The sequence below is a fragment of the Ureibacillus thermosphaericus genome (assembly GCF_002370195.2).
Lineage (GTDB): Bacteria > Bacillota > Bacilli > Bacillales_A > Planococcaceae > Ureibacillus > Ureibacillus thermosphaericus.
In genome coordinates this window covers 3156206-3168476 of record NZ_AP018335.1, presented here as the reverse complement: position 1 = coordinate 3168476, position 12271 = coordinate 3156206, and the positions used below count along the sequence as shown (strand labels likewise).

Sequence of the window (12271 nt, the reverse complement as noted above, 5' to 3'; positions counted from 1 at the left end):
TAATTCAATAGTATGATTAAAATAAGAGAAGGCTGTTAGAAAAATTCATTTTCTAAACAGCCTTATAAATTTTTCATTCTGCGGAAAGATTAAGAACTTGCTTTATCATTAACAATGATACGTTTATCTAGAAAAGGATGTTCAAATTCTAATTGAATGGCATGAAGTTCATAATCGCGCTTCGAAGTTTTACGAGCATTGTACATTACATCCCCTACAATAGGATGGCCGATATGAGCCATGTGGACGCGGATTTGATGGGTTCTGCCTGTTTCTAATTGTAAATGAACAACTGTTGAATGTTCTTTTCGTTTCACAACCTTAAAGTGAGTGACAGCATGTTGACCAGTTTTTGAAACGATTCGTCGTGTAGGATGATGACGATCTTTTCCGATTGGTGCATTAATGGTTCCACGATCTTTTTTTATGATTCCTTGGACTTCCGCTTCATAAGTTCGAACGATGGATTTTTCTTCAATCATTCGGTCAAATACTGATTTTGCAATGGGATGTTTTGCAACAATCAACAGACCTTTTGTTCCTTGGTCTAGCCGATGAACGTGCTCTGCGTATTGTAACCCTTTATCTTTCATATAAGCCATTACGTGATTCATGCAAGTATTGTGATCGTCCCTGTCGTTCGGATGTGTACTCATTCCTTTAGGTTTTGAAACAATTAAAATATGATCATCTTCGTATTTTATTTCGATTTCACATTGTTTCGTTGGGGAATAGTTGGATTTCGGGACGCTAAAAATAAAAAATAGCATTGTTCCTTTTGATAATGGTTCATTCCATTTAACTGCTTCACCATCTGTATTTTTCACAGCTTTCGCCATTCGTAGTTCATGAACGAGTTTTTTTCCTAGTTTCCATTTTTCCCGCAACAAAGTTTCTACCGTTAATCCATCTTGCGAAATTTCATAGTGAAAATGCATACGTTTTCCTCCAAAGAAAAATCGTGTCCATATAAAGAACACGATTTCCATTTTACTTATTTTAATACCACTTCTTCAAAGAATTTGCGAATGTTTTCATCAGGATGTGCTCCTACCATTCGCTGAACTTCTTTTCCATCCTCGAAATAAATTAGCGTTGGTGTATATTCAACGTTATACTCGTCCCAGCCTTTTTCATATTCTAAGATGTTTAATTGATCGATATGAACATTCATTTCTTTCGCAATTGGCATGAGTCGAGGCGTCATTTCTTTACAATGTGGACATTCAGGACTAAATAAATAAGCTACAACTGGTTCACCTGAAGCAATTTTTTCTCTAAGAGCATCTGGCAAAATAATATTTTGATAATTTTCATCATCTAATAAATCAATTGTAGATTGTTTTAAATTGTCTGTGCCATACGGATTGTTTTCTAACTTGCTTTTGTTTGATAAATTTGTTAACACAATGATCACTGCAAATAAAATTACAACGATTGCTGCAAGAATTCCAAGCTTTTTCAACTATTTGTCCTCCTCAAAACCTTTAACATATAAAAACTAGTAATTGCAATTAAGATAAATGCAACTAACGCTAAAAATGGAATCGTAATGAAACCAAACCAGTTAATATATTGGCCTGTACATGGTACTCGTCCACAAGCTGGTGCATGTTGCGATAAAAAGTCCAATTTTTGAATTCCATAATGGTATAGGGAAATCGTTCCACCAATGCAAGAAAATACGGCTGTTGTTACCGCAATCCGAGCATTTTTTTGTAAATATGCCACAAGGGAAATGACTACAATTGGATACATTAATATCCGTTGATACCAACAAAGTTCACATGGTTCATAACCCCGAACTTCGGAAAAATATAAAGAACCTAGCGTTGCTACCAAAGAGACTAACCATACAAATAGCAAACTATTCTCTAATTTTTTGCTCATTATTACTCTCCTAAAAGATTTAATCTGTGCAGTTTGATTATAAATTGTTTTGACTTCGAAGTAAATGAATTCATATGAATAGAACGATAAAGTTCGAGAAATTGGAAATTCATTCAAAAGTCTTAGAGTTGAACGAATGCGAGGGAAAAAGGGGAATGTTATGATTAAACTACAAAGTGTTTGTTGAGGTGCTATATGGTAGTAAATGATCATTCCAATATTACATTATTAAAAGAAATTGCGGAACTGCTTAATGAAGAAACAGAATTAATACCAATGCTAAAAGGAGCACTTAAAAAATTTTTAGCAGGAACTAATTTTACAACAGGATGGATTTTCTTTATTAATGAAAAAGGAAAGATTAATCTTGTAGTCCACGAGAACTTGCCGGAAGGGTTATGTTACAATGACTGCCAATATTTAAAAAAGGGTGGTTGTTGGTGTGTTTCTCGATTCCGACGAAATGAACTAAAAAAAGCATCAAATATTATTGAATGTCAAAGAATTGAAAATGCCATCGAGGAAAAGGTGGGCGATACGGCAGGAATTACTCATCATGCAACGGTGCCATTACAATCGGGTAATGAACGGTTCGGAATACTAAATGTCGCTACTCCCAATACAGTTGTATTTACAGAAGAAGAATTGGAATTGCTAGAATCTGTAGCTTTTCAAATGGGATCTGCCATTAAACGTATTTGTTTAACGAAACAAGAACAAGAAATGGCATTAGTTCGAGAGCGGAATCGGTTGGCGCGCGACTTGCATGATTCTGTGAATCAGTTATTGTTTTCCGTTACGTTAACGGCTCGTGCTGGAATAGAGATGAGCGATAATATAGAAATTAAGGAAACCTTTAAAGAAATTCAAAATTTGACACAGTCCGCATTAACAGAAATGAGGGCTCTTATTTGGCAATTAAGGCCTCAAGGATTGGAAAGTGGACTAATCGATGCAATAAAAGCTTATGCAGAAATGTTAAAGATCAAATTAACGATCAATGTATCAGGAGTCATTCAATTTCCTTCAAGAGTAGAAGAAACATTATTCCGAATCACTCAAGAGGCATTAAATAATGTCCGAAAACATTCGGGCGTGATGGAAGCAACGATTTACTTAACGGTGACACAAACAGATATTTTACTCGTTATAAAAGACGAGGGTAGAGGTTTTAAAATTGATCAAAACATGAACATCCCTTCCATTGGATTGCAATCGATACGAGATCGAGCTACTGCAATTGGCGGCACAGCTGAATGGGTATCGGAGATTGGAAAAGGGACCGAATTGTTCGTTCGATTACCTTATTGAGGAGGGAAGCAGGATGATACGTGTTTTAATTGCGGATGATCATCATGTTGTTCGTAGAGGCTTATTATTCTTTTTGAAGACCCAAAAAGATATTGAAGTAGTTGGGGAAGCGAAAAATGGGATGGAAGCAGTTCGATTAGTGGAAGAATTAAACCCGGATATTGTCTTAATGGACTTAGTCATGCCGGAGATGGATGGCATTGAAGCGACGAAACAAATTAAAGCGTGTTGGCCAGAAGTGCAAATTATTATATTGACAAGCTTTTCAGATAAAGACCATGTTCTTCCCGCCATCGAAGCTGGGGCAGCTGGCTATCAGTTAAAGGATATTGAACCGGATGATTTAGTCAATTCCATTCGGCAAGTAATGCATGGAGAAAGCATTATGCACCCGGTAGCCACAACACAATTGGAAGAATCATTAAGGGAGGAAGGAAATCTGCCGCATGTGAAAAACCCATTAACTCCACGTGAACAAGATGTGCTGGCGGAATTGACGAAAGGAAAAAGCAACAAGGAAATTGCATCGTCATTATTTGTTACAGAAAAGACAGTCAAAACCCATATTTCGAATATATTTGCGAAATTGGAAGTGCAAGATCGAACACAAGCAGCTCTTTATGCAGTAAAACATGGGTTAACAGAAGGAAGAGGGAAAATTTAAATTAGAGTTATGTCATTTGCGAAGGAAAGCATTTATAAAATAAATGATTAAAGGGAACAGTAGAATTTCGATAAAATGGATCTACTGTTCCCTTTAAATTAGTACTTCTGTTCTTTTAATCTGCACCTTCTTCTGCCTCGTGAGGTTCAATATGTACAAGCGCTGTACAATTAATGTCAAATCGTTTAATCGTTGACTCGATATTTTCTGTAATGCGATGGCTTTCCCAGACGTTTAAATATGGATTTACTGTCACTGTCACTTCAATAAATGTTGCATTTCCGTGTGTTCTTCCTTTTAAATCCACCAATTCAATAACACCATCTACATTTTTTATTAATGTGGATAAAGTTTCGATTTCCTCGGTATCAAACGCATCTGTCAATGTTTGCACTGATTCCCAAAAGATTTCCAATGCAGTTCTAATAATAATCACTCCGATGATTAAAGCAGTAATGGTATCTATAATTGAATAGCCGATAATCGAAGCAAAAATACCGATGGCTGTACCAACGCTAACTAATGCATCGGAACGATTATCATAGGCAGCCGCTTTTAACGCAGAACTTTTAATTTTTTTAGAAAGAGCTAAGTTATATCGATATACGATGTACATGACAGCAGCACTGCCTAATGCAACAATAATGGTTAAAGTGGATGGCGAATTGCGAACAGGGTCAAATATGTTCATAATTGAGCTAAAGATTACTTCAAGTCCAACGACCATCATAATAAAAGAAGCCACTAAAGATGCAACCGTTTCGGCACGCAAATGACCGTATTGATGGTTTTCATCAGGAGGTCGTTGCGAAATCTTCAGACCAATTAAAACTGCTATAGATGCAATAATATCTGTAGTATTATTAAGACCATCTGCTTTTAAAGCTTGTGAATCTCCGATGTGACCTATAATGAGTTTCATCGAGCTGAGAAATATGTATGCGCCAATTGACACCCAGGCACCTTTTTCCCCTGCTCGTAAATTTGTATAAAGCTCCACTTTTTTTCCTCCCTACAAAAGTTCCGAACATGACAAAACGACTTTCTTAGAAAAGAAAGTCGTTTTTGAAATACGTTATTCAGCAACTGAGTACAAGTCGAGTTCTTGTTCTTCCGGCAATTTGATGACTTCAATGTATAAAATATGGTGACCATCTAATTCTTTAATTTTGAATTCGTAACCATCATATACAAAACTGTCACCCTCAACAGCGTCGTAGCGTTGAGTCCAGAACCAGCCGCCGATTGTATCGATATCTTCATCATCGATATGAATATTCAACATTTCATTTACATCTTCAATTAACATTTTTGCATCTATAATATAATGGCCATCACTAATTTCTTGAACTTCAGGGATTTCGTCATCGTCGAATTCGTCTTGAATATCACCAACGATTTCTTCAATGATATCTTCGATGGTTACTAAACCGGAAGTTCCCCCGTATTCATCCATTAAAATTGCCATGTGTATACGATCATGTTGCATTTTTAATAAAAGATCGCTGATTGGAACAGTTTCAATTACTCGAATAATTGGTTGCATATATTCTGTAATTGTTTTTTCTGCATTTTTAGGATCTTTTATATATGCAGTTAATAAATGTTTTAAGTTGACTAAACCAATTACGTGGTCTTTATCGCCATCAATCACCGGATAGCGAGTATATTGTTCCACACCCATTACTTCAAATACATCTTTTAGTTTTGCTTCCTTATCAATCGTTGTAATTTCTGTTCGCGGCACCATGATTTCTTTGGCAGTGCGGTCTGAGAATTCAAATATACTGTTTACATATTCAAATTCAGAATATTTGATTTCACCGCTTTTAAAGCTGTCAGCCATAATCATACGAAGCTCTTCCTCCGTATGGGCTGTATCGGTTTCGTTAAATGATTTCACACCGAAAATTCTTGCCAAACCACGAGCAGACATGTTTAAAAGGTGAATGAAAGGATACATCACTTTATAAAATGTATACAACGCTCCTGAAAAATTAAGCGTTACCCATTCAGCTTTTGTAATCGCTAACGTTTTAGGCGCTAATTCACCTGCCACAACATGGATATACGTTACAATACTGAATGCAATAATAAATGAAAGAACTTCAGTGATAGGTCCTGTTACACCAATCCATTTAAATAATGGACTTAATAACAACTGTACAGTAGGTTCACCTAACCAACCTAGACCTAATGAAGTAATGGTAATTCCTAATTGACAAGCAGATAAATACTCGTCAAGGTTCTCAATTACCTTTTTAGCCTTAATTGCTTTTTTGTTTCCTTCTTCTAAAAGTTGATCAATACGCGTTACCCGAACTTTTACTATCGCAAATTCTGTGGCAACAAAAAATGCTGAAAACAAAATTAATAAGGCAAAAACAGCTAACTTAATGGTCAGCCCCACTATGTCTCCGTCCAAATACTTTCCCCGTTCCACGCCCGAATGAGGGGTGAAATGAGGAGTACACCTCCTACAATAAAATTAATTTTTAATAAGATAATCATAACGGATTTTTGAAAAAAATACAAATCATCCATCTCTGAAATTTTCAGAAGATTGTGAGTTGTTTTGTTATATATAGTATGCGATTTCGTCAATAAATTAAATCTTTTGGGGCAAAGAATAATTTTCCTTAAGCAAAATAGAGCTTTTATTGGGAGGAAAAATAAATCGCAAAAAAAGAAATAGTCCGTAATAACTTTCAATGTTCATGAAACAATAATGAAATATAATCGTATATAACAAAAAGTATGTTATTATTTATTTCGCAAAGTAACTTTTGTTAGTGAAATCATTGTGTTAGAAAAGAGGATTTTAATGGATGTAGTACTATTAATACTATCTATGGCAATTATCGGTGCAATCATTGGTAGTGCAACAAACTTTTTAGCGATTAAAATGATTTTTAGACCATATAATGCGTTTTATTTAGGAAAATGGAAGCTTCCTTTTACACCAGGACTAATTCCAAAACGCCGCGGGGAATTGGCAAGGCAAATAGGGGTGACGGTGCAAGATTATTTATTGACACCTGATGTCATCAAAAATAAATTATTCTCTCAAGAAATTCGATTTGGAATTTTACAGTTTGCACAATCAAAGTCGGAAGAATTGATATTTTTAAATAATAAAACACTGAAAGATTGGTTGGAACTAGCAGGAATAAATGGGTTGCCAGAAAAGATTGAAGGGCAAGTGGATGATTTTATAGAAAAACAATTTGTATCTTTTAAACATACTTTATCGACAAAATCGATTGAAGAAGTGTTGCCGGAAGATATTACAAAAACGATAAATCAAAAAGTACCAGAATTAGTGACAACCATCATTCAAAGAGGGGAAGATTATATTTTATCTTCCAAAGGAGAAATCACCATTAAAAATCTATTAGATGATTTTCTTTCTTCAAAAGGGACAATCGGTGGACTTTTCCAAATGTTTTTCAGCGATTCTTCATCCATCGTCTCTAAAATTCAACATGAGCTCGTTCGACTTCTTCGCTCATCTGAAACAAAAAATTCATTAGTGAATATTATGAATGATGAATGGGGAAAAATAAAAAAACAGCCTATCATGAATTACCTAAATGAGATACAATTAGAACCAATACTAATAAATATCCAATCCTATGCCAAAAGAGAATTAGCTATTGAAGAACGATTCAATAAATCCATAAACTATTACTTTCCAAATGGCAACGACTGGGTAAAGTACGATTTGATGCCTAAAATTGTCGATAAGGCTTTGGAACTTGCTGAATCAAAACTTGAAGATGTACTGAAAAAATTAGACATTAAAGAAGTTGTTCGAGAGCAAGTTGACTCTTTCCCAATCGAAAAGTTGGAAGAAATCGTGATAGGAATTGCAAATCGTGAGTTAATGATGATTACTCTATTAGGCGGTTTCTTAGGAGGATTAATTGGTATCGTACAAGGTTTAATTGTACAATTTTTAAATTAATAGAGAGTAGGATTATAAATGAATCAATTTATGGAACTTATTCAAAAGTTAGAGACATCCATTAGTCAAACGGAAGCGTTTCAAAAATTAAAAGATACTGTTGACATTGTTCGTAATGATGAACAAGCAAGAACGATTTTCACTCAATTCCGCGATGTTCAGGTAAAATTGCAACAAAAGCAAATGCAAGGAGAAGAATTGCTAGAGGAAGAATATCTCTACTTCCAAAAAACTGCTCAACTTGCTCAACAAAATCCTAAAATTATGGCAATGTTAGAAGCTGAAATGGAATTAAGCCGTCTTATTGATGAAGCAAATCGTTCGCTAATTAAACCGATTCAATCCCTCTATGATGGACTATAAGATCGGTAATTGGACCGCACTGAATGTGTGGTCTTTTTTATTTCCATAAAAAACATGCATGATTTTATAGTCAATAAAGCCTTTCGCTGTTAAAATAAACAGGAACTAAAAATAAAAAAATCACGTAAACAAGTAAAAGTGCAACAAGTTCTATAAAGGAAGAGGTATGAATGAAAAAAATAATCATCCACGAAAGTTTCAAGCAAGACTGGATTAATGTTTTAACACATATAGCAAATCTATTTTTTGAAGATTGTAAGCTTTACGAAATCATTGAGGATCCGGATTTGTCTGTTCGTTTTCAATATAAAATGGAAAACAACGTGTATTACACTGCTAGTAAGTTAGAGGTGGATGGAAAAACGTTTATTAGCACTTATTCAAAAAAATATGATACGGATGGAACAGAAAAAGAACAAAATATTCGAATGAAGCGCGCATTATCTCACGTGCTGTTGGACGTGTTAGAGCAATATACTGGAATCAAGCAACATTGGGGGATTTTAACGGGAGTACGGCCAACAAAACTTTATCATAAATTAAGAAAACAAGGACTTACACGGAAAGAAATTGCAGAAGTGTTACAAACCGATTTTCGTGTATCCACCGAAAAAATCCAATTATTGGAATCGATTGTTGAGCGCCAATTGGCAACAATTCCCGATTTAGATGAGATTGGGAAAGAAATTTCTATCTATATCGGTGTCCCTTTCTGTCCGACGAAATGCGCTTATTGTACTTTCCCAGCCTATGCAATCGCGCCGAATCGAAAAACAGGACGAGTTTCTTCTTTCCTTGATGGATTGCATATCGAAATGAGAGAAATGGGAAAATGGTTGAAGGAAAATGATATGAAAGTGACTTCGATATATTGGGGCGGCGGTACGCCAACAGCAATCGAGTCGGATGAAATGGATGCCCTATATGAGACGATGTTTGAATCGTTCCCAAATCCTGAATCTATTCGTGAAATCACTGTAGAAGCAGGTCGACCTGATACGATTACACCGGAAAAAATAGAAGTGTTGAAAAAGTGGGGGATTGATCGCATCTCAGTCAATCCGCAAAGTTATACCGATGAAACGTTAAAAGCGATAGGCCGCCATCATACCGTACAAGAAACAATCGATAAATTTTTACTTGCTCGCAATTTAGGAATGAATAATATCAATATGGATTTAATCATCGGTTTACCAAATGAGGGTGTTGAAGAGTTTCAACATTCTTTAAATGAAACTGAAAAACTGCAACCAGAGTCTCTTACTGTGCATACGTTATCTTTCAAACGGGCTTCCGAAATGACGCAAAATAAAGATAAATATAAAGTGGCTGATCGTCCAACGGTGTCGCGGATGATGGAAATGGCTCAAAAGTGGACTCGCGAAAATGGATACAATCCGTATTATTTATATCGCCAAAAAAACATTTTAGGTAATTTAGAAAATGTCGGATACTCTAAACCGGGCGAGGAAAGCATCTATAATATCGTCATTATGGAAGAGGTACAAACGATATTAGGTATCGGTTGTGGGGCAGCTACTAAATTTGTAAATCCTAAAACTGGTAAAATCACACAATACCATAACCCTAAAGAGCCTTATCAGTATATTTTATCTTTTGAAAATGCGATTGAGAAAAAGATTGAAATGCTCAATGATTTATATCGAGTGCAATTGAAAAATGAATGTTGAGTTACCCGTTAACGATAACACCTCCCCTCTATTACTGTGGAGGTGTTTTTTAAATGAACAAAATGTATAAATAGAAGTTCCAATTTCTATATAGCTAGAATTTCAATATATGCTAGAATAATAATTACTACAATCATAAATAGGAGAAGTTGGAAATGGCAATTACGACGATCATATTTGATTTAGATGACACGTTACTTTGGGATAAAAAAAGTATCAAAACAGCTTTTGAAAAAACATGTCAATATGCGGCAACGAAATACGATATAGACCCTGAACAATTGGAAGAAGCGGTACGCAAAGAAGCACGAAAGCTTTATGAATCCTATGAAACTTACGATTATACGGTGTTGATTGGTATTAATCCTTTTGAAGGTTTGTGGGGAACTTTTGATGATCCTACTGATTCATTCCAAAAAATGAAAAACATTGTGCCGAATTATCGAAAGGATGCTTGGACAAACGGTTTAAAAGCGTTAGGCATTGATGATGAAACATTCGGCGCTGAGCTCGGAGAACGTTTTGTTGAAGAACGGAAAAAACACCCTTTTGTTTATGATGATACGTATCAAGTTCTTGATGCATTAAAAGGAAAGTACCAATTAGTACTATTAACAAACGGTGCACCAAGTTTACAAAACTTAAAATTAACTTTAACACCAGAAATCCTCCCTTATTTCGACCATGTGATTATTTCTGGTGATTTTGGAAAAGGAAAGCCTGATACATCTCTATTTGAATATATGATGGAAAAGGCCGGCATTACTGCGGATGAAGGGATTATGGTAGGCGATAATTTGAATACAGATATTTTAGGCTCATCTCGGGTAGGCATGCGAAATGTTTGGATCAATCGGGAAAATAATCTGCAAAACCCTGATATCCAACCAACTTACGAAGTTTCATCATTAACGGAATTTTTACAATTAGTTGAAAAGCTTTCATAATAAAATGAATGCGAGACATATGCCGTCTCGCATTTTCTATTCTGAGAGTTTTGCAAAATTAGATTTTTATTAAAAAGAGTTTTAAAAGAAACCCAAATAAATTGGGGTATTTTGTATCTTTGGTTTACAAATATTCTGTTTGTCCTTTTTTGGGCGTACTTGCAGAATTTTTCGCTTTAAAAATTTTTTAAGCGGTTTGTTGCTTTTTACTCTCTTTTGCCATTGCGAGAGCTGAAACCAGTAATACGATGGCGTTCAAGTAAATATGAGTTTTTACTTTATCGATTCCCCACACATGCAGGGAGTTCGCTGTAAGATAACTTTTCATTCTTGAATTGCACCGTTCTACACTGGTTCGCTCATTGTAAAGTTCTTTCCAACGTTTGGAATCGCGGTGTGGATTAGAGTACCGGCGAAGATCCTTATTCACGTTAATTTTTACTACCATTCCATAGTTGGAGGATGAACAGGCTGCCATTCCTAATGGGCAATCCACTTTTCCGGTTGCGTGTGGACATCTGAATTTGAGCTGATCCTTATTGGCGCCCCAATAAGTCATTTCGTACCCCATCGAACAGCGTGGGGTTCCATTGGAGGCAATTCCTTCGGGAGGCTCCTTTTCATTACGCAAATTGAGTGGAATAATAGCTTGAGCCCCGATGTTCTTGGCGGATTCGTAGTTTTTTAGCTGGTCGTACCCACCATCCATTATCAGGAAATCAATTTTAGAGTTTGTACAACTCTTTACTTGTTCAATTAATTGTGGTGCGACATCCCCATCGTTGATATGAGCAGGGGTTACTTCAATCGCCATTGGTAATTCACTTTTGGTGTCAACGGAAAGATGCATCTTATAGCCAAACCAAGTAATTTTATTACCGAAGGAATCAAACTTTGCCCCCCAATTGGCGTTGCCTGTTTGTTCACTTCGCTTCTTAGGCTGCTTCTTTTCATAAGCATCAATGGCGGCACTGTCGATAGCCTGATGTTTTCCATCAATTACTCCTTCCTCTTGAGCTAACTGGACGAGATCTTGAAAGATTCTTTTCACAAGTCCAGTTTTGGTTAGTGAAGAAAATACTCGGCTAAGAGTAGAGATGGATGGTGCAGGCCTGCTAATATCTAAACCACATTGGTAACGAAAACGCAGGTCATTTTTTAATCGATTGTGAAGAGAAGTAAAAGTATCAATACCTTCTAATGGGGCAGCGATAAGAGCCCTTAATATCCCTTCTTTGGAATGTCCTTCAGCCCCTTGGGGTGAAGAACTTTTCAATTGTTTAGCATAAGGACGCAAATCTAGAGCACTAAAAAAGATCGGTAATTTCTCTTTTGACTCTAAAATTTGCAATTCTTCAAAGGAAAATAGACGTTCTTGTAGAATATACAAAGTGACTTCCTCCTTATGGATTTTTGTGGTTTGGTCACTTCAAAATTC

The 12271-nt window shown here is 35.8% G+C and carries 12 protein-coding genes; 6 read left to right on the top strand and 6 right to left on the bottom strand.

Going from position 1 to position 12271, the window contains the following annotated elements; genetic code table 11:
* Positions 1 to 89 precede the first annotated feature (89 nt).
* From UtA1_RS15330 to UtA1_RS15320, 3 genes are read right to left on the bottom strand one after another with little or no spacing between them, the layout of a single operon-like run.
* On the bottom strand, positions 90 to 938 hold the full coding sequence (locus UtA1_RS15330; RefSeq protein ID WP_096551979.1) for an RluA family pseudouridine synthase: 849 nt from the start codon (positions 936 to 938) through the stop codon (positions 90 to 92).
* Positions 939 to 994: 56 nt separating this feature from the next.
* On the bottom strand, positions 995 to 1465 hold the full coding sequence (locus tag UtA1_RS15325; protein ID WP_016838172.1) for a thioredoxin family protein: 471 nt from the start codon (positions 1463 to 1465) through the stop codon (positions 995 to 997).
* Complete coding sequence (locus UtA1_RS15320) at positions 1462 to 1890, bottom strand: disulfide formation protein C (RefSeq protein WP_096551977.1); 429 nt, start codon at positions 1888 to 1890, stop codon at positions 1462 to 1464. Before UtA1_RS15320 ends, UtA1_RS15325 begins: the two co-directional genes overlap by 4 nt.
* A 195-nt stretch (positions 1891 to 2085) precedes the next feature.
* On the opposite strand from UtA1_RS15320, the gene UtA1_RS15315 reads away from it, so the two are divergent.
* Together UtA1_RS15315 and UtA1_RS15310 are read left to right on the top strand one after the other, a co-directional pair.
* The gene (locus UtA1_RS15315) at positions 2086 to 3201 is read left to right on the top strand and encodes a GAF domain-containing sensor histidine kinase (protein WP_016838170.1); all 1116 of its coding nucleotides are present in this window, start codon (positions 2086 to 2088) and stop codon (positions 3199 to 3201) included.
* A 13-nt stretch (positions 3202 to 3214) separates the two neighbouring features.
* The gene (locus UtA1_RS15310; protein WP_096551975.1) at positions 3215 to 3865 is read left to right on the top strand and encodes a response regulator; all 651 of its coding nucleotides are present in this window, start codon (positions 3215 to 3217) and stop codon (positions 3863 to 3865) included.
* A 115-nt stretch (positions 3866 to 3980) separates the two neighbouring features.
* On the opposite strand, the gene UtA1_RS15305 is transcribed toward UtA1_RS15310, so the two are convergent.
* Together UtA1_RS15305 and UtA1_RS15300 are read right to left on the bottom strand one after the other, a co-directional pair.
* Positions 3981 to 4865: a cation diffusion facilitator family transporter gene (locus UtA1_RS15305; RefSeq protein ID WP_096551973.1), complete on the bottom strand. Its 885-nt coding sequence runs from the start codon at positions 4863 to 4865 to the stop codon at positions 3981 to 3983.
* A gap of 75 nt (positions 4866 to 4940) precedes the next feature.
* Positions 4941 to 6275, bottom strand: coding sequence for a hemolysin family protein (locus UtA1_RS15300; RefSeq protein WP_172597925.1), 1335 nt, complete (start codon positions 6273 to 6275; stop codon positions 4941 to 4943).
* A 414-nt stretch (positions 6276 to 6689) separates the two neighbouring features.
* Here UtA1_RS15300 and UtA1_RS15295 point away from each other — a divergent pair, with 414 nt between their 5' ends.
* From UtA1_RS15295 to UtA1_RS15280, 4 genes are all read left to right on the top strand, one after another.
* Positions 6690 to 7832: a DUF445 family protein gene (locus UtA1_RS15295; protein ID WP_096551971.1), complete on the top strand. Its 1143-nt coding sequence runs from the start codon at positions 6690 to 6692 to the stop codon at positions 7830 to 7832.
* Between the two features lie 18 nt (positions 7833 to 7850).
* Positions 7851 to 8195: a YlbF family regulator gene (locus UtA1_RS15290; RefSeq protein WP_096551969.1), complete on the top strand. Its 345-nt coding sequence runs from the start codon at positions 7851 to 7853 to the stop codon at positions 8193 to 8195.
* Between the two features lie 170 nt (positions 8196 to 8365).
* Positions 8366 to 9886 carry a coproporphyrinogen III oxidase gene (locus tag UtA1_RS15285; RefSeq protein WP_096551967.1) on the top strand — a complete coding sequence of 507 codons (1521 nt, stop codon included), beginning with the start codon at positions 8366 to 8368 and terminating at the stop codon, positions 9884 to 9886.
* Between the two features lie 155 nt (positions 9887 to 10041).
* Complete coding sequence (locus UtA1_RS15280) at positions 10042 to 10833, top strand: HAD family hydrolase (protein ID WP_096551965.1); 792 nt, start codon at positions 10042 to 10044, stop codon at positions 10831 to 10833.
* Between the two features lie 187 nt (positions 10834 to 11020).
* Here UtA1_RS15280 and UtA1_RS15275 read toward each other — a convergent pair whose 3' ends face one another.
* Entirely contained in the window at positions 11021 to 12223 is a 1203-nt protein-coding gene (locus UtA1_RS15275; protein WP_096551963.1) for a transposase, read from the bottom strand.
* Between the last annotated feature and the right edge of the window lie 48 nt (positions 12224 to 12271).